The organism is Thermogemmatispora sp. (assembly GCF_019683635.1).
Lineage (GTDB): Bacteria > Chloroflexota > Ktedonobacteria > Ktedonobacterales > Ktedonobacteraceae > Thermogemmatispora.
The window spans coordinates 1-18,895 of record NZ_JADGIA010000050.1 but is presented as its reverse complement, the minus strand read 5'-3'; the positions used below and the strand labels follow the sequence as shown (position 1 = coordinate 18,895).

Genomic DNA, 18,895 nt, shown 5'->3' with positions numbered 1-18,895 from the left:
TACCCGTGCGTAAGAGCAGACCATTCCCTTTGGCCTTGATTCCGGCCTTGCTCTGCCTTATTGCGCTGCTCGTGGCCTGTGGTGGTGGTCAGAGCAGCACCAGCAGTACACAGATTGCGCCGCCTGACAAGCAGGTGCTGCGCATCCCCATCGGCGCAACCGATTTTGGCACGCTGGACCCGGCCCTGGTACAGCTTGCTGTCGACGCCGACACCATTCAGGCTATCTGGACTGGCCTGGTCGAGTGGGACCATAACATTCAGCTTCGTGACCAGCTAGCTCAGTCTCATGAGGTCTCATCTGATGGCCTCACCTATACCTTCCATCTGCGGTCCAACCTCAAATTCAGTGACGGCACGCCGCTCACCTCGCAGGACGTTATTTATAGCATCGATCGCACCCTGCAACCGGCCACCAAGTCGCAGGTTGCCTACTATCTCAATCTGATCAAGGACTACGACAAGATCACCAGCGGTAAGATCCCGACCCTGATCGGCGATAGCCTGCTGGCGCCCGATCCCAACACGGTTGTCATCAAGATCAGCAAACCTGCGGCCTATTTCCTGCAGGCCCTGACCTATCCCTGTTCCTACGTGGTCGAGAAGAAGCTGATCGATAAGTACGGCAGCAAATGGACCGACCACCTGACCGAAGGTGGTGGTGACGGGCCGTTTAAGGTCCAGAGCTACGACCACACCAAGGGCATTGTCCTGGTGCCCAATCCCAACTATTACGGACCCCAGCCCAAGATCCAGAAGCTGGAGTACCTGATCTCTGGCGACCAGGACACCACCTTCCGCGCCTACCAGTCGCATCAGTTCGACTATACCGGTGTTGTGGGCGTCCCACCGGCTCAGATCGACGCTGTACGCAGCTCGCCGGAGTTTCACGAATACGTGAACTTCCGCATCAGGTACATCACCATGAACTACCTGGTGAAGCCCTTTGACAACATCCACATTCGCCAGGCTTTCGCCCTGGCCATTGACAAAGTGCTGCTACAGCAGACCGTCTTTAGGAACACCGTGGAGGCCACCAACCACATTGTTCCCAAGGGCATGCCGGGCTACAACCCCAACCTGGTCGGCCCGGCGGGCGTCAGCAGCCTGTCTGGCGATAAAGCCAAGGCCAAGCAGCTCTTGCAGCAGGGCCTGCAGGAAGAGCACATGACCTCGCTGCCGACCATCACTTTCAACTATTACACCGACGTCAAGGCCATCGTTGACGCCTCCCAGGCCATTGCTCAGATGTGGCAGACTGTCCTCGGGGCTAACGTCAAGCTGGTCGGCACCACCTACGAAAAGCTCATCACCCTGGAGAACGCCACCGTTAACAACCCCAACGGCCTGCAGGTCTGGATCTCTGGCTGGTTGGCTGACTATCCTGATCCGCAGGACTTCCTATCGGTCTTCTTCGACAAAGGCTCTGGTTACAACCAGATGAACTATGGTCAGAACAACTCGACCGATGCTGCGCAGCAGCAGCAGGTTCAGAAGCTTCTCGAAGAGGCCGATGTCAATCTGAATCAGACGCAGCGCATGCAGCAGTACAACCAGGCCGAGCAGCAGATCGTCGATGACGTAGGCTGGATTCCCATCTATCAGAACAAGATCCAGCTCATGCAGAGCACGAAGCTGCACGGCATTGTCTACAATGGCCTGTCGATCATTCCGCCTGACGACTGGGCCAACATCTACTTCACCGTCTGAGACTGTGCGCTGGCCGGCTGCTGGCGAAGCGCTGAGCAGGCCGGCAGCGCACTTGAGGCGCTGCTGAGTAAGCCTGGCATTCTGCACTCTCGGCCCGCACTGCAGGCCCTCTGGGCGGGTGTGGGTCTGCGGGTTCAGAATGCCAGGTTTTGCCTGTTACCAGGCTTGCCTCTTTTCTGCCTGGTCGGGCATACTCTAGTCATGGATATGGTTGTGGCAGCCAGCGCTCTGAAGGTCCCGTACCCGCCGCCAGCCAGTGGCAGTGACGCTGGACCCGGGGTGCGCAAGCAACGGAGAGTGGGAGTCCATCGATGCTCCAATTCCTGGTGAAGCGCCTGATCGGGCTTATTTTTGTGATTGTGGGCATCACCTTCATCACCTTCATCATGGGCTATCTGGCCCCGGGTGATCCCATTCGGGCCCAGATGGGCGACCATTTTGACTATCACACCTGGCTGATGCTGCGTCATGCCTATGGGCTAGATTTGCCGTGGTATCAGCAGTACTACAACTACTTAGTGCATCTTGCCCATCTTGACTTTGGCATCTCCTTCAAGTACCAGAACCGACCGGTCTGGGACATCCTCAAGGATGGCGTGCCGGTCTCGCTGGAGCTGGCCTTCTGGGGCCTCATCGTCGAGCTGCTGCTGGGCATTCCCGTTGGCATTCTCTCGGCCATCCGAGCCAACAGCTGGATCGATACCCTCAATATGGGGGTGGCCCTGATCATTTATGCCCTGCCGCCTTTTGTTATCGCCATCCTGGCCCAGGTGATCATCGTCTGGATCGACAGCAAGACCGGGGCCAGCTGGCCTTCGTCGTCCTGGGGAGCGCCCTGGCAATATGACTGGGCTGATCTGCAGCCGAAGATTGTTCCCATCCTCGTCTATGGAGCCGCCGGCTACGCCTATTTTGCCCGTTTAGCGCGGACAACCATGCTGGAGGTGCTGCGTCAAGACTACGTGCGCACGGCCCGAGCCAAAGGTCTGCGCGAGCGGGTCGTCATCTACTGGCACGCCCTGCGCAACGCCCTCATTCCGCTGGTGACTGTCCTTGGGGTGGCCATTGGCCTGTTGGTGGCCGGCACCTTCTTTATCGAGCAGATTTTTAACATCCCAGGCATCGGGCGTATCTCCTTGCAGTCCGTCATCGACCTTGACTACCCCGTCATCCAGGCCACTGTTGTCCTGCTGGCGGTCGGCGTTGTGGTCGGTAACCTGATTTCCGACATTCTCTACACCATCGTCGATCCGCGCATTCGGCTTGAGTAGGGGAGAGGAGAGAAGCAGTATGTCTATGGACGCACACCAGAGATCATCAGAGGCCGCCGGTGAGAGCTTCGTGAAGCCCGATGCGGGCCTGCAGCCTCCGCCAGCTGAGCTTCTGGAATTAGCTGCCGGGGTGAGCGAGACGCCCCCGCTCGCCGTTCCTCCCGGCGAGGAGGAGCTACTGCAGGAGCGGCGCGCGCCTTCGCCCTTGCGGGAGTCGCTGCGTCGCTTACGCCGTGACAAGCGAGCGATGGCCAGCCTGGGATTGATCATCTTCTTTGTGCTGGTCGCCTTCTTCGGTCCCCCCATCTACCAGCACATCGGTGGCATTTACCAGAGTCCTCAAAATGGACCAGTGCCCGCCAGCGTCTATCACAGCTACTATCATGAGGAGCTGATCCGCCAGGATGAAGGTCCTTCGGCTCAATACTGGCTGGGAACCGACGATCTGGGGCGCGACATTCTGGCGCGGCTTATGCAAGGGATGCTGGTCTCTATCATTGTGGCCACCCTTGTTGAGGTCGTTGACATTGTGCTGGGCCTGATTGTGGGCGTGCTGGCCGGCTATTTCGGGGGCTGGATCGATCAGTTGCTGGCGCGCTTCACCGATCTGATGTTCGCCTTCCCGGGGCTGCTCTTTGCCATCATGCTGACCGGCATCATTGGTCCAGGGGCCTCCGATGCCCTGGCCAAGCTGCCGATCATCGGCCCCAACGGTAACGGGCGTCTACTCCTGGTCTCGCTGGCGCTGGCAATCACCGTCTGGCCTCTCATGGCGCGCTACGTGCGCGGGCAAACACTGCAGCTCAAGGAGCAGCAATTTATCGAAGCGGCGCGCACCTCTGGCAGCAGCAACCTGCGTATCATCTTTCGCCACATCATCCCCAACCTGATGAGCATCGTGGTGGTGGCCTCGACGCTCAACATTTCGAACACCATCATTGGCGAGGCCGGCATCAGTCTCCTCGGCCTGGGGGTCCAGGCTCCCGGCTCCAGTTTGGGCCTGATGATCTCCGATGCCACGCCCTACATCAATACGCACCCCTGGGAAATCCTGGTCCCGACAACTGTCCTCGCCCTGATCGTACTGGCCTTTTCCTTCCTCGGTGATGGTCTGCGCGATGCCTTTGACCCACGCTCCAAAGATTGAGGGCCACGCTTCCCCGTGGCCCCTCAATCACCTGGGGCGAGAAGGCACTTCCCCAGCGGCTCAACTCTGTGGCCAGACTAGAGCCGGGCGCTCTCCCAGTTGGCTTCGCTGTTGGCGAACATGCTGCCGATGGCGGCGATCACCAGATAGGCGAAGGTCAGCACACTGATGATAATGAACCACTGCGTATTGCTGATCAGACTGGTCCACGAGTAGAAGAGCGTGCCGATGATGGCCAGAAAGCAGGCGATCGAACCGCAGAAGACGCTGCCCCACAGGATTGGGGCCGGTACGATGCGCCGCTCCCGCAGCAGAGGATGGCGCATACCGTAGAGGCGGATCAGGTTGAAGAAGAGGAAGCCCGCTGAGAAAGCCCAGACGAGCGTTGAGGAGGCCAGCATCACGTTATAGACCTCGGTCGAGAGGTTGGCCGGCGTCGTCACCTTGACCGTGTAGGGAGCCAGCAGGAAGACGAAAGCCGTCACCACAATGGCCACCGCCGCCTGGAAGAACATGGCGTTGGCCGGCACGCGCTGACGATTGAGTCGAGCCACCTTCACCGGCAGGCGCTGGTCGATGCCAGCAACCATCAGCAGGCGGGCATAGGCATAGTTGTAGACGACCATTGCCATGACGAAGAAGCTCATCAGGCAGAAGGCGGCAACGTTGCCCATGAACTTGCCCAAAGCCAGATCAACCACGTGTACCAGGGCGAAGGGCGCAGCCCCATCCTGGGGACCGGCGATAACCAGCAAGGCAAAGGTGGCAATGCCGTAGCCAGCGATGACCAGTAAGGCCCCCCAGAAAAGATGACGGGTGATTACTCGCAGCCGGGCAACCTCGCCGCCCATGTTGAGCGGTACCTCTGTTCCAAGGTAGGCCAGAGTGATCAGACCGAAAAGGTAGAGGTTGCCACTGTTCTTGTCAAAGCGAATGCTCCAATCGGAGAGATGGCTGAAGCTGGTGGCCGAAGGATGACCGCCCAGGAGCCAGACCAGCCCGGACAGACCGAGCAGCACCACCGCCAGCATGGTCAGCCCTGCAACCAGGTTGACGAGCTTCTGGACAGTGCTGTAGCGCTGAATGGCCAGGGCGCTGGTCAGGCCGATGAGGGCGATGATAAAGAGACCCTGCTGCCACGGCTCGGTGAGCCAGCCAGGGTTAAGCCCCTGCAAATAAGAGACGATGACGTCGCCAGCGCTGATGATGACCAGAACGCCGGGGAACCAGGCACAGAAAGCCGCGAAGAAGCTCCAGTAGCCGCCGAAAGCTTTGTGGGTCCAGTTGTACAGCGAGCCTTCGTGCGGAAAGATCACGCCAAGCTGGGCGGTGGCAATGACCCCCGGAATAAAGAAGGCCAGAGCGCCAATCGCCCAGTAGGTGAAGGCAGCTGCCCCGCCGGCGACGGCAGTGGTGGCGTTGGTGATGAAAAAGACGATCATCAGAAAGGTGGCAATCATGTCTCCCGTACTCAGCAGACGGGGCATGACGCGCGGGACGTAGCTTTCCGATGGCAGGACCGCTTTCCAGGCTTCCCGCTCCCCTTCCGCCTGCTCTGCCTCGCTCTCGACCAGGGAGGGGGTGCTCTGACGGCTGCCCCCGGTGTTGCTGGCTTCGAACCCGCCTCGCTCCTGTTGCATACGCATAGCCCTTCTCCTCCTTCCCTCCTTCTCTGCGCCTGTAGCCAGTGAAGCTGCTTATGCTTGCTGACCGCGAGAGAAGGGATGTTCGGCAAACTCGGGACACGCAGTGAGCATTGATTGCATCGGCACTGGCTCCTTCTGCCCATGATATTACTCAGTGCGTCAGAGAAGCTGCCGAGCCGTATGCCGGCTGAGTGAGCTTGAGCAGCGTGGTGCGCCAGAGGAAGACACGGCGTACGTAGCTAAAAAGTACTGGCTATGTGACTCACGCCACGGGCCGCTCGGTGGGGCTGGCGACAGGAGAGGAGCCGGTCAGGGCCAGCGCCTGGAAGGCGCTGATGGTGATCACGCTTCCCGCAGCCAGCACCAGGCGCAGGCCACCAAAGCCACTCTGGAAGGTGTCGTCGCGCGCGCTCACCTGCCACTGGCTCGGCTCAGGTGTTCCGGCCAGCCAGGCCCGTGCCTGCAGCATGTCACCCTGGATGCGGAAGCGCAAGCTGTAAAAGCGATTGGCCTGGGCTGTAAAAGGAACGGAGGCCAGGCGCGTCTGCATGCCGCCGCTGCTTTTGAGCAGCACGAGCTGCCCGCCGTCGATGTAGGCTTTATACCAGTTATTGGTGTCCATCCAGCGCAGAACCGCGCCGAGGTTGGCCTGCTGGAAGCGGTTGATGGCTCCCGTGAAGAAGACTTCGCCATCGCTGAAGGTTGGGCCTAAGATGGCGTTGTAAGCCCCCTGGCCGTTGCTGAGCTGGCCCTGGTGATGGCTGACCGCGAAGATGGTGCCCAGGCGCGCATCGCCTTGCCAGGGGTGACCATCGGTGGCCCTCCCCCAGCTGCGTTGATCGGGACGCTGAAAGGTATCTGCCGCCAGCAAGCTCATGCCAGCGGGCAGCGCGGTGGGAGAGGCTGTCACCTGCGACCCCCTTGAGGCGGAGGGCGTAGCCGCTTGGCCAGCCGAACTGGCCTGGTTGGCTGACGGCCTTGACTGAGCGGTAGATGGAGGGAGCTGAAGCGCCGCTTCGATCGGGGGAAGCAAGATCAAGGAAAAGAGCACCGTGATCACAAGCAGCCCCGCTAAGAGCAGACTGCCGCGCTTGCTCGACGGCCCGGCTGTCGCCTCCGTCTCAGCCTCCTCGGCTACGTTGCCGCTCTCTTTGATTGCAGGAGCAGGGCGTGACACCCCGCGCTCCTTTGGGGCCGCTGCCGCTCTGGTTCCTGCCGCTTCCTCGGGCAGGCGCCCCGCCTTGTCCGCTGGCTGCCGCTGGCGACCCAGGCGTAGCGGCTGCGGCTCGGTAATCGCGCCGCTGGTGACCTCCTGGCGGTCGTCACCAACGGCTGAGCCTGGAGCAAACCACTGCTTGCGTTCGCCGCTATTCATAGTGCCTCTTTTGCAAGAAATGTTCTATTTCATCTATGAGTGAAGCCGGTTCCTGAGCGGCGGCTCCTGGTGGGGGAGCCTGGCCTTTCTGAGGTCCTAGCTGCTCCCAGGGTGTAGGCCGGAAGAGTGCAGACTGGCTCTCTTCTGCTCTATACCCGATTAGCTGCCACAATCCAACCAGACCAACCAGGAGTACCAGCCCGATCAGGAGCGAGCGCCCGGCAAAGATGAGCAGCCCGTCGACGGTCCAGCGTCCGGTGAGCCAGCCGGCCAGGGGAGTCAGGAGCAGCGTGAGCAGTCCCTCGGCCACGAAGAGAAAGCGATTGACGTGCTCCTCCTGTGCGCGCTCGTAGGCCAGCTGTCCCTGGTCGAGGGAGAGGCCGGGCGGCAGCAGATGGCGCTGAGAGAAGATCACCGTGCTCAGGCTGGGCCTCAGCCGCGGGAGCAAGATGCCCCAGGCGGTGGCGGCCAGGGTATAGAGGCCCAGGCTGATGGCCAGCCAGACTGGAGCTTGCAGGTTGGGCAGGCCGAGAGCCAGCAGGCTGATGGCCATCACGAAGGGCTGGCAGAGCGCTACCGCCTGGCACCAGGGCCGCCAGCGCTCGGGAATCAGGCGATCCGACGGACCAAGCATGCCGCGGAGGGGCAGCTGTAGGGCGAAGGCCAATCCCAGCGCCAGGGCCTGGGCAAGTAACAGCCAGAGCAGGGTGGGCAGCGCCCCCTGCTCCTGCAGGATAGCCGCGAAGGGGGTGGGCACAGCGTTCCAGATGCTGCCGAGCACGATAGCCAGGCCACTGGCTAGCAGGACCAGCCCCAGCTGTCGGCGGCGTGTTAGGTAGCGCCACCAGCCTCCTTGCAGCAGCCAGTCGAGGGTCAACTGCAGGCGCCAGCGGCGCGCCCCCTCTGTCAGGTCAAACCAGTTATCAACCATGCGCCCGGGCGTCGGCAGAGGAGCGCGGGCCTCGGGCCAGTAATCAAGGGCAAGGAGTGGAAGCAGACAGAAAATAGCGAGCAGGCCCGACCAGGCGGGCAGCAGCCAGACCAGGCTTAGCCCGAACATTGTCCCCAGGGCGGCACGCATCAGGGCAATGCGCTCATCGACCGCCGGCCAGGGGCGGCGCTGGAGCAGCCAGGCATTGCCGAGGAGAGAGGAAAAAGCGGCGAGCAGCCCCAGTTCGAGCGTGGCTGGCCAGAGCGGAACGGGCAATGGCCGCAGCACGGGAAGAGCTAATTGCGGCAGCGTGCAGAGCAGCAGGCCAGTTCCCCAGTAGCGGGCCGCGCTGCGCCGGCGTCCGGTGAGCAATGTGGCGGCCAGGAGCGAGCTGGCCAGCCAGACTGCCGCCACCAGGGCTGTCGCCAGCGCCTCCCTGCCCTGTGACCAGCTCTGGGCCAGGAGACGCATCTGCAGGACACTCAAACCCAGGCTGCCGCTAAGCCAGCCGGCATTTAAGAGACGCCCGCCGATCACCGCGTCCAGGCGTTGCTCTGAGAACAAGACAGCTTTTGTTGCTTTTCTTTGACCAGATATCATTGTTCACCAAGTGCAAGTCTCTTTGCTTGCATATTGTGTCTGATGAAGGCCATCGACAAGCAGTCGGTCTTGAGCCTGAGTATCACAGAGCTGGCGAAGGTGAAGGAAAAGTCTCTGACTCCTGCACCGGCTGTAGGCGGGTGCGCAAGCGCCTGTTCAGGCTGTCGGGCGGGACCATCTCCGGCTCCTCGCTGGTTACCGTTGTGACCAGCAGCGGCGGCTCCTGGCGGTAGAGCAGGGCCTGATCGCACTCCCGCAGCCAGGCGCGGATCTCGGGCAGGAACCGGTCCAGCTCCTCCAGAGGCAGCGAGGCATAGCGGTAGCAAGCGTCCACGTGGGCGGAAAAGAGGCTGTGGGCCCAACCCAGGTAGACCACCCATTCCGGATGGAACTGCACAGCCAGCCAGAAGCGGCGTGGATCGCTATCCTCAATGGCCTCGATGACGCCGTCGGGAGCGGTCGCGGCCACAGTCTGGCCCGGGGCCAGATAACCGATCAGCTCGCCTTCGGGGGTCACGTAGCCCACGATCTGGTGATGCATGGAGAGGACAGCGTCGATATAGTTACGCTGGGGGCCGCGCGCCTCCGGTCCGCGCAGGATGCGAGCCAGGCGACTGCGCGGATTGACGGCGATAGGATGCTCGACCCAGTTGTCGGCGGTGATGCGTCCCCGGGCGCGATGGGGCACCAGCGGCGGCATACCCCGCGGCCACTGCGAGCGGATATCTTGATAGAGACCACCGCCGCGTACCACGTTCATAACCTGCATGCCGCGGCAAATACCCAGCGTCGGGATGCAAAGCAGCCAGGCCAGCAGGGCACAGTAGCGCTCCCAAATATCGCGCCACAGCTCTGGTGTCTGGGTCTGTGGGTGCAGCACATCGCCATAGAGGCAGGAATAGAAGTCACCTCCGCCGGCAAAGACCAGTCCGTCGACGTTGCGCACCACCGGCCAGATAATGCGAAAGACTTCCTCGAAAAGATCCTCGTTGCCCAGAATGTCGAAAGGATCGCAGCTTTGCAGCATGGGCAGCGTTGGCAAGACCAGCGGCTCCCCGCCGCTCTCGAAGATAGCGTTGACCGTGGCGGCATCGCCAGCGTACACGGGCCAGCCGCCGTCGCGCAGGCAGCCGCTGGAAGAAAGCACTCCGATGCGGGGCCGATAGTAGGAAGGGAGCGGCGCCCGCTGCTGGCTGCTGACAAAGCGGGCAATGCGTTCGGCCAGCGACGCCCCAGCGTTCAGCGGGCCGCTCAGCTCATCGGTGCGGCGCTGACTAAGCGCGCTGCCCTGGTTGACTTCTGGACTCTGATTCTGTCCTTGGGTCGCAGTGCGTGCCTCGCGCACTCCTCTTGTAATCATATGTACATAGTAGTCAGGATCGCGCGCCATAGCTGCTCTCTACTCCTCTCTTCAACTTTTTGCTGCTGCTTTCCCATAGCCTGGCCTTAGCGCAGGGGCATCATTGATGAGTTGCTGATGATGAATTGCTGAGCGGGGTCACATCCAGCGTGGCCAGGCGCTCAATGGCATAGTGGATCTGGGTCACGCCATCCTGCAGCTCGCCCGTCTGCGGATCGAATTGACCCACAAAGGCATCCTGAGCCTGCTTGACCAGGGTGTCCAGCAGAGCCAGAGCCGCCGGCTGACGCAACTGGCTGCTGTTCATATGGACAAGCTGGATGGCATCCTGACGGATCTGTTGGTAGAGGCTCTGGACCTTGTTGAGGGCCTCGGTGATCTGCTGGGCCAGCTCCTGCTGCTCGCGGGTCGAGCCAGGCGACTGCACCACGCCCTCCAGATGGATACCAATGTGATGGAGGTAGCCGGGCGGCTGCTGGTTAGCGTCGAACTGCAACAGCCCCACGCGCCCGATATGGGGGTCCACCAGCACCGGCGAGCCGGCGGGAACGTCGTTGCCCAGGAACTCGATGCCGTCGAGATAGTCGAGGATACGGATAAACTGGCGATGCATCAGGTCGGTGCTGCCGTGGTTCCAGTCGTCGCGCGCCGCCCCGGCCCACTCAAGGATCTTTTGCCCGTTACGGAAGAGCCAGATATCCAGACCGCCGGGCAGACCCAGCTTCTGCAGTGTCGGGTCAAGCGCCAACAGATGGCGCAGGTGATCCAGCAAGCTGTAGTGATGCTCGCTGTCCTGGGGATCGGGTGTATTCGGAATAACTGCCAGATAGCGCCAGGTGCTGCGATCGAGCGAGGGCACCGTTGGCGGAGTTGCAGCGTCCTCCTCGGTGACCAGAAAACGACTGGCGATGGCCAGTAGATTGGTGTGCTGCTGGTCGCCCTTGTAGAGGAGGTGGGCGGTGCCCTGGCTCAGGGAGAGCTTACCCAAGAGGATCGACTGACTTTCGACGGAGTTGTCGCTCTGGAGCCAGGCATAGTAGGCTTTGCCGGGCGCTGGCGGTGGAACCTTGCTCAGGTCAACTTGCACCTGATCTGCGATACCTTGACTGGTATTCACGTTGACTTGACCACTGCTCAAGAAGAAGACATGACCAACGACGTCGCTCGTGGCGCCGGCTCCTGCCGACTGGGGCTGCGTACCGCTGCTGTGGGCGAAAGGCAGCAGGTTCAGGCCCCCGCTGACCAGCAGAACCACCAGCGAGGCCACCAGGGCCAGGAAAACAATGATGGTCGGGAGCCAGGGCCGGCGTCGCGGTGCCCCGCTGCCGAATTGCCCAAGCGGGCGGGTTGTAGGCCCAGGGCCGAGCGGCTGCAGACCACCGCTGCTGTTGCTGCCACTACTGTAACTGCTGTTGCTACCGGTCGCTGGACCGGGGCGCGTTGGTTGCTCAAAACGAAAAGGCTTCAAGGCAGACCCTCCTCTCTCTCTGGCCGCATTCAATCAACAGGGACAGGCAGCGAGCGCAATCCATCCATTTTCGCTTCTCTGCTGAGTGAGGTACCTTAAGCCTGGCTCGCTGGCCTCTGCTGCAAGTGTATGCGCCAGCTAAGGAAGGAGGGGCTTTTTTTGAGAAGGCTTTACAGGACAGGTTCCCCGAAAATTTTGGACAGAGTCCCTCACTGGCGTATCGCAGCAATCGCAGCATCCATCAATCGCTGTTACGCGCCCCGGGGGCCTTGCTCGACTCGCAGTAGAACTGGGATACAGGTGAGAGAGAAGTCGGGCGGAGCCGAGTGCAGAAGCGGGAGGGAAGAAGTGACCTGGGGAGGGAAAAATAGCCTGCCAGGCCGAAGCCGGCAGGCCAGCGATTGGCGCGTGAGAAAAAGGCAAATAACCTAGCGACTGCGGGCAGCCGCCTTGGGGGTCTTGGGGGGGATGTGCAGCGGGCGTCCCTCGGCTGCCAGGATGGCCTCGCGCAGTCCCTCGCTCAAGGACGGATGCGGATGGATGGTCTCAATGATTTCATCGCCGGTCAACTCGCCGCGCATTGCCACCGAATACTCGCTGATCAGGTTTGTCGCATCGGGGCCGATGATATGGGCGCCGAGAATCTCGTTATACTTGCCCAGAATGACCTTGGTGAAGCCGTCGGTCTCGCCGATGGCCACCGCCTTGCCGATGGCGCTCCAGGGGAAGCGCTCCACGCGCACCTCCTGGCCGTACTGCTCGCGGGCCTGGGCCTCAGTCAGGCCGACAAAGGCCACCTCGGGGAAAGTGTAGATCGGATTAGGCACCACGCTATAGTCCATCCTGGATGTATGGCCAAGAGCATTTTCGGCGGCCACCTCGCCCTCCATCGAGGCCACATGCGCCAGCCCGGCCCCATGTACCAGATCGCCGATGGCGTAGATGCCGGGCAGGTTCGTCTCCATCTGCTCATTGACGCGCACCCTGCCGCGGTCGTGGTCCAGACCCTGCTCAAATAACTGCTCCAGGCCGCTCGTATTGGGGCGGCGGCTAACCGCCACCAGCACATAGGCGCCGTGGAAGACCTGCTCACCCTGCTCGCCGCGGGCGATGACCTTCTTCTGCTCGCCGTCGTCCTCGATGGCCTCAACCCTGGCCCCGGTGGCGATAGTAATGCCGCGGCGGCTCAAGATGCGCACCAGCAAGCGGCGCACCTCCTCATCAACGGGCGCCAAAATATCGGGCAGCATCTCGACGATGGTCACGCGCGAGCCGAGGGCCTGGAACATGCAGGCCAGCTCGACCCCGATCACGCCGCCGCCCACGCAGACCACGCTCTCGGGCACCTCAGTCAGGTTCCAGCAAGTATCACTATTGATGACATTGCGCCCATCGATGCCAGGGAACGGCGGCATCAGTGGCACTGAGCCGTTGGCCAGAATCACCTTCTCTGCGCTGAACTGCTCGCGGCTGCCATCGCTCTTTGTCACCGTCACCGTGCGATTGGCCTCAACGCTGCCCAGTCCCTCATAGATCGTCACATTATTGCCCTTCAGCAGCGTGCCCACGCCGTTCGTCATGCGTTTCACTACCTTATCCTTGAAGGTCATGGCGCGCCGCATGTCGAAGGTGGGCGGCTGCGGCAGAGTGATTCCCAGCTCCGCCAGAGATTCGAGGCGGTGCAGGCTCTCTGCGACGTGCAGCATGGCCTTGGAAGGAATGCAGCCGACGTTGAGGCAGGTCCCACCAAGATACTGCTTCTCGACAATGGCAACGCGGGCGCCGAGCTGGGCCGCCCGAATAGCCGCCACGTACCCGCCCGGGCCGGCGCCAATCACAACTACATCATAGTGGCTACTGGTCATGGAACTTCTCTCCTGCAACCCATTTGCGTTGTGGGTACCTCAGTCAGTATAGCACGTTCCAGAGAGCGTGACCAGCAGCCTGCTCTCTTTCTCTCCGCCTGTCCGCCCCACTGGCTCAGCTATGGTTGGGGAGCGCGACAGCAAACAACAGGGGCGCTCTCTCGTCGGCGGGGCGGCGGCCTCTAGCTAAAACTTAAGGACGCAGAAGGACCAGCAGCACGCCCAGGAGCAATAGCACCCCGATGGCGGCAAAGACGCCAGCGTTGAGCAGCATGTTGCTGCGCGCCTGCTCGCGGAACTGCTCCGACGGCAGCTGCAGCGGGTTGGCTGATGCGCTGCCCGCCATCTCGTCATCTTGTCGCTCAAGGTAGCGCTCCAGCAGGGCTTCCAGATCCCGTTGCATGGCGCTGGGATGCGGATAGCGCTGGGCACGCGACAGACTGAGCTGGCGCACAAGAATCATCTCCATCTGCGGACTGACGGCAGGATTGAGACGGCGCGCCGGTGGGTGGAAGAAGACCAGGCGCTCGTTGGGATCGTAGCCGGTGACGGCGTGATGTAGTGTGGCCGCCAGACTGTAAAGGTCAGCGGAAGGATCAAGCTCGCCACGCACCTCCTCTGGGGCGTAGTAGCCAGCCGCTATCGCGTCTCCTTTCTCGACGGGGGGATCGGGTAAAAAAAGGGGAATGTGGATCAGCCAGGCCGTCTGCTGGGCCGTGTTGATCACAACGGTCTCCGGGTTGATTGAGCCGTGCACGATCGGCGGCTGCTGCTCGGCCAGAATCGCCAGCAGGCCACACAGTTGATAACCATAGTGCACTACTTGAGATTCGGGCAGGGCCCCCCCCTGGCGCTTGAGGAGCGTGCCCAGCGTTTCCCCTTCTGGGTGGGTTAGAACCAGGAAATAGCTGCCGCGCTCGCTAAAGCCCTCCACCACCTGCGGAAAGCCCTGATGCTGACCCAGACGCTGCTGGCGCTCCATCACCTGGGCGATCACCTGATTGGCACTGGTGCGCTGGAGCAACTCTGGCGGCATGAGAACCTCGCGTATCAGGACCTGACGACGCCCCATCTCCTGATCAATAGCCGACCAGGCCCGGCCCTGACGACGTTGGGTCTCCGGCAGCGGTACAGGGCCCAGGATGCGGTATCGACCCTTGGCCAGGCTGTCGCCACGCATGAGCAGATACTGCTGAGGTTGAGGTAATCCCAGCAGCGCCCCCGTGCTGGGTGGCGCCATCGCCTCCTGGTAGCCACAGCGCGGACAACGACCATCAAAGAACATTCCCTCGTATGCGCAACGTGGACACCGCATACGCTACCTCTCCTTTTCTGGCCTCCGAGCCAGATGAACAGCTAACAACTTCGTTTTTTTCTTCTCGTCTCATATACCCTAGTACACTGAGTGAGAAACAATGGTGCGTGGTGTCTTGCAAGCAGGATAAGCTGCGCAATGAGTAAGGATAGCGCCGAACAAGCGCATCTCAGCGTCGATATTGTCAGTCAGGCAGAGAGCACAAGCGGCTCGTCTTTGAGCGATCGGACCGAGTGCAACAGGCAACTATGAGTATAGCCCCGCTCAGCAGAGCAGGAGCCGACGGTGGCAGAAAAGTGGTCCTGCCAGCGCATCCGAACGAGAATTTTCTCCCTAGGGCGAGACCTCATCCAGGCGCTTCTGCCGGGTGGAGGGACCAAACTGTGCCAGCAGGGCTGCCAGCAAGAGAAAGCTACCGATGAGCACAAAGGTACCACCCGGCCCCAGACGTGTCACCAGAGAAGTGACGTAGCTGACGCCGATCCCGCCACCAACATGGCCGATCCCGTCAACCAGGGCGAAGCCGCTGGCGCGGGCCCGCGTCGGGTAACTCTCCGTCGACCAGGCGTAGACCATCGGCAGCCAGATATAGCAGCCCATTCCCAGCACGATTGTGCCGAGAGCCGCCAGCCCAAAGCTATTGCCGCTCAAAGCGACGGTTACCTCTCCCAGCATAGTCAGCAGGGCTGCGATCAGTAGCCAGATCTTGCGCTCCACATATTCGCCGAGCAGATAGGCCGAGAGGGCGCAGATCGTACTGCCAATGATGCCGAAGGAAGTGATCAGGCCGGCCTCAGCGACTGGATAGTGCAGGGCCACTAGCAGGGTAGTCATGCCTGAGATATTCGAATAGACCGTGATATAGGCCAGCAGCCAGATGACCAGCAGCAGAATTGTGCGCTTGAAATAAAGTGTATTGCTGAAGATCTCCTTGTAGCCGGTGCGCCGATCGTAGATAGGCACCTGTAGCTCGGGCTCTGGCGGTGGTAGCTCACCAGCCAGGCGCTGGCGGGCGTGGTCTTCCATGCGCCCGACCACGCGCTCGGCCTCGTAGATGCGGCCCTTGGTAATGAGCCAGCGTGGTGATTCTGGCAGCTGGAAGCGCAGGAGCAGGCCGATAAAGGCCAGAGAGGCCCCGATGGCGTAGACGATACGCCAGCCGAAGGTAAACTGAGGACCAGCCAGGGCAATGGGCAGTCCATAGGGGAAAGGTTCCGGCGGCGTCGTCAGATAGAAGCCGAGCCAGACCCCGAGCGAACCCCCGATCGAGGACAAGATAAAGGTGAGAGCGGTGTAGCGAGCGCGTGCCCCACGTGGCGCCAACTCATTCACATAGGTATTCACCAGCGCCAGATCGGCCCCGATCCCGATGCCGGTCATGGTCCGCGCCAGCACAAAATGCGTGTAGTCGGTCACAAAGGCTGTGTAGAGGGAGCCGAGGCCGGTGATGGCCATTGTCACCACCATCATGTCGCGGCGCCCGTAGCGGTCCGCCAAAGGGCTAAAAACCAAGGCCCCCAGGACGTAACCCAGGAGATTCATCAGAACGGGGAAGCCCAGATACCGGCTGGCCGTCAGCGGAAGGCAGCCAACCACGATTTGCGTGCAGGTTTGAATGAAGGAGACGTTGATGTCACCAATATCGTAGAACGTGAAGAGCAGCCCCAGACCAATCACCAACAGCACTGTTCGAGGTAAGGCCCAGACCGGAATGCGGTCCTGCCGGGCGATGATCGCCGCCGCGATGCGCGATTTCTTCTGGCCAGGTAAGACGACCCTGCTCGTGTGAGCTGACATGCTGCACTCCTATTACTTCTACGTCTGGCAAATCAGCTATGTTTCATTGAAAAGAGAAAATCCTTTCTCTGATGCCCTGGTGGCCTCCCTTGTAAGGAAAAGGAGGAAACATTGGGATGCTCTTCTCTGCGCCCATGTTATCCACTTAGGCCGCATGATGAGAAGGCGACATATGCAGAGCCATTGTAGAGAAAAAATGGCTGGCAGGCAATGTTTAAAAGGACAAATTGGCGGAGAGAAATTGTACTCAGCAACAATCAGCAAGGGGACCAGCTGGCCCCGCCGTCTCTGCGCTCCCGACAGGGGCTACAGGTGAAGCGGGGCCAACTGCTGGCTCGTGCGGGCTGAGCATGTGGATGGAGAGGAAAATGTGCTTATCTCTGCTGGGGGCCATCGAGGTGGCGAGCGATTAAGATCATGGCCTCCTCGCCGACCAGGGCCCGCAACTGGGCGTGAATCTCTCCCATGCGCTCCATGCGTCGCGTGATAAAGCAATGGCGGCTTACTCCCAGGGCCAGGCCCTGCAAACCACGCTCTGCCGCCTCGTACTCGGCCTGAATTTGGGCTAGCAGGCGGGCCACCTCGGAGCCATCTCGACTTGGCTGCTCTTCGGATGCGGACATAGCCAGCTCACTCCTTCTCTCTTCCTAGGCTTAGCAGTAACTGACGACCTCTCTCCCTTCCTACCCATCCCTAGGTGAGATCTGGCTGTCCTTGCCTAGCAGCGAAAGCCCTTCCTTCCTTCCTTCCTCTTGCTTGCTCATCCCAGTAGGGGCAGTGGATGGACGAAGACCAGCCTGGGGTCGGGGCAGCCTAGAATGTCTCGCCGACCTTGACGTGACCGCGGAGTAGATTGCGGGCAATGATAAAGCGCTGGATCTCATCGGTGCCCTCGAAGATGCGCCAGACGCGCATCTCGCGATACCAGCGTTCGATTGGTAGCTCCTTGGTGTAACCCATGCCGCCATGAATCTGCAGGACGCGGTCCACGACGCGATTGGCCATATTGGCGCCGTAGAGCTTGGCCACCGAGGAGGACTGGCGATTATCCATCTGCTGCTCTGCCTGCCAGGCGGCGAAGAGCGTCAGCCAGCGAGCGGCCTCGATCTCCACGTAGGAGTCAGCGATCATCCACTGGATGGCCTGGCGTTCGGCGATAGGTTTACCAAAGGTCACCCGTGTTCGGGCGTACTCGATGGCCATCTCTAGCAGGCGCTCGGCGGCTCCGACGGCGCGGGCAGCGATGTGCCAGCGACCGGCCCCGATCCACTTCATCGCGAGCTGATAGCCCTTGTTTAACTCGCCCAGGATATTCTCCTCGGGGACGCGCACATTCTCGAAATAGAGGGCTGCCGGTCCCCAGGAACCCATCGTCGGAATATAGCTAGAGCGCCAGCCCATCTCTCGGTCTACCAGGAAGCAGGTCAGGCCCTCGTGGACGCCCTTCTCGGGGTCGGTGAGGGCGAAAACCATCGCAAAGTCGGCCTCGTTGCCGTTGGTAATGAAGATCTTTTCGCCGTTGAGAACCCACTCGTGGCCGTCCTTGACGGCCCGCATCTTGAGGTTGGAGACGTCGGAACCAGCCCCCGGCTCGGTCAGGGCAAAGCAAGAGCGTCGTTCGCCGTTAATGGTTGGGAGCAGATAGCGCTGCTTCTGCTCCTCGTTGCAGCTATAGAGGATGTTATCGGCAGAGCCTCCAAAGGTGAAGGGCACGAAGGTGCGGTAGAGTTCAATGGTGATGACCGCCGTCATGATCGGGCCAAGATTGGCCCCGCCATACTCCTCGGGCGTGTTGATGCCCCAGAAGCCTAGTTCTCGGGCCTTCAGCTGAAGCTCGCGGAGCTTGGCGCGGTCTAAGCCGGGGCGTCCCTCTCGTTCGTTGCGCAAGACCTCGCCTTCCAGTGGCATCAGCTCCCTCTTGACGAAGGCGCGCACCGTCTCCTGGATCATCTTCTGTTCTTCTGTCAGGCGGAAATCCAAAGTTCTCCTCCTCGTTGGTTGCAGGCAGCTGCTTCTTCTCCTGCCTGCTGGGCGATGCCTGACCGACACGCGCCCGCTCTAGGTGTGAGCAACGGCAGCTTCGCCGGCAAAAGGTGGACCTGGGCGCCCCCGGATGGAGGAACAGCCGGTCGGCGAGCGGCAGGCAGGACTGATCAGGACGCCTGGTCCGGGTACAGAGCTATTGTATGAGGAGAGCAACAGGGGAAGGCAATGTTTTGACCGACAAATTCGTGGCCGCTTCTTTGTGGCAAGAAACAGGAAGCTACGCCGTCCGGGGGCGGCTCTCAGGCTCTCAGGCTCTCAGTGAGCAGAGAGCTGGCCGGGACGGGACGGCGTCAGGGCGGGGGAGTGGGGCCTCTGTGGGTTAGGGTGAGGAGTCTGCGGAGCTGGGACCCTCTCCCGCATGGTAT

At 61.2% G+C, this 18,895-nt stretch carries 13 protein-coding genes; 3 read left to right on the top strand and 10 right to left on the bottom strand.

What is annotated here, in order from left to right; all coding sequences use genetic code 11:
• The first annotated feature begins 5 nt into the window (after positions 1-5).
• The 3 genes from IRZ31_RS07945 (at position 6) to IRZ31_RS07935 (ending at position 4,127) form a co-directional block, all read left to right on the top strand.
• Positions 6-1,709 carry a peptide ABC transporter substrate-binding protein gene (locus IRZ31_RS07945; RefSeq protein ID WP_297152082.1) on the top strand — a complete coding sequence of 568 codons (1,704 nt, stop codon included), beginning with the start codon at positions 6-8 and terminating at the stop codon, positions 1,707-1,709.
• A gap of 311 nt (positions 1,710-2,020) precedes the next feature.
• Positions 2,021-2,980 (top strand): ABC transporter permease, encoded by a 960-nt coding sequence (locus IRZ31_RS07940; protein ID WP_112432728.1) that lies wholly within the window; start codon positions 2,021-2,023, stop codon positions 2,978-2,980.
• A 19-nt stretch (positions 2,981-2,999) separates the two neighbouring features.
• Entirely contained in the window at positions 3,000-4,127 is a 1,128-nt protein-coding gene (locus tag IRZ31_RS07935; RefSeq protein ID WP_297152078.1) for an ABC transporter permease, read from the top strand.
• Between the two features lie 77 nt (positions 4,128-4,204).
• Here the strand turns inward: IRZ31_RS07935 and IRZ31_RS07930 are convergent, their stop codons facing one another.
• From IRZ31_RS07930 to IRZ31_RS07885, 10 genes are all read right to left on the bottom strand, one after another.
• On the bottom strand, positions 4,205-5,773 hold the full coding sequence (locus IRZ31_RS07930) for an APC family permease (protein WP_297152075.1): 1,569 nt from the start codon (positions 5,771-5,773) through the stop codon (positions 4,205-4,207).
• Between the two features lie 262 nt (positions 5,774-6,035).
• Positions 6,036-7,148 (bottom strand): hypothetical protein, encoded by a 1,113-nt coding sequence (locus IRZ31_RS07925; protein ID WP_297152073.1) that lies wholly within the window; start codon positions 7,146-7,148, stop codon positions 6,036-6,038.
• Positions 7,141-8,643, bottom strand: a complete 1,503-nt coding sequence (locus IRZ31_RS07920; RefSeq protein ID WP_297152070.1) for a hypothetical protein — start codon at positions 8,641-8,643, stop codon at positions 7,141-7,143. The genes IRZ31_RS07925 and IRZ31_RS07920 overlap by 8 nt, the downstream gene beginning before the upstream one ends.
• Positions 8,644-8,761: 118 nt before the next feature.
• Entirely contained in the window at positions 8,762-10,069 is a 1,308-nt protein-coding gene (locus tag IRZ31_RS07915; RefSeq protein WP_297152068.1) for a gamma-glutamyl-gamma-aminobutyrate hydrolase family protein, read from the bottom strand.
• Positions 10,070-10,139: 70 nt separating this feature from the next.
• Positions 10,140-11,507, bottom strand: coding sequence for a hypothetical protein (locus tag IRZ31_RS07910; RefSeq protein WP_297152065.1), 1,368 nt, complete (start codon positions 11,505-11,507; stop codon positions 10,140-10,142).
• Positions 11,508-11,935: 428 nt separating this feature from the next.
• The gene (gene lpdA / locus IRZ31_RS07905) at positions 11,936-13,372 is read right to left on the bottom strand and encodes a dihydrolipoyl dehydrogenase (protein ID WP_297152062.1); all 1,437 of its coding nucleotides are present in this window, start codon (positions 13,370-13,372) and stop codon (positions 11,936-11,938) included.
• 193 nt (positions 13,373-13,565) lie between these two features.
• Positions 13,566-14,687: a hypothetical protein gene (locus IRZ31_RS07900; RefSeq protein WP_297152059.1), complete on the bottom strand. Its 1,122-nt coding sequence runs from the start codon at positions 14,685-14,687 to the stop codon at positions 13,566-13,568.
• A gap of 333 nt (positions 14,688-15,020) precedes the next feature.
• Positions 15,021-16,484, bottom strand: coding sequence for an MFS transporter (locus tag IRZ31_RS07895; RefSeq protein ID WP_297152056.1), 1,464 nt, complete (start codon positions 16,482-16,484; stop codon positions 15,021-15,023).
• A gap of 374 nt (positions 16,485-16,858) precedes the next feature.
• Positions 16,859-17,107: a hypothetical protein gene (locus IRZ31_RS07890; protein ID WP_297152053.1), complete on the bottom strand. Its 249-nt coding sequence runs from the start codon at positions 17,105-17,107 to the stop codon at positions 16,859-16,861.
• A gap of 190 nt (positions 17,108-17,297) precedes the next feature.
• Positions 17,298-18,464 carry an acyl-CoA dehydrogenase family protein gene (locus IRZ31_RS07885; RefSeq protein WP_297152050.1) on the bottom strand — a complete coding sequence of 389 codons (1,167 nt, stop codon included), beginning with the start codon at positions 18,462-18,464 and terminating at the stop codon, positions 17,298-17,300.
• Positions 18,465-18,895 lie beyond the last annotated feature (431 nt).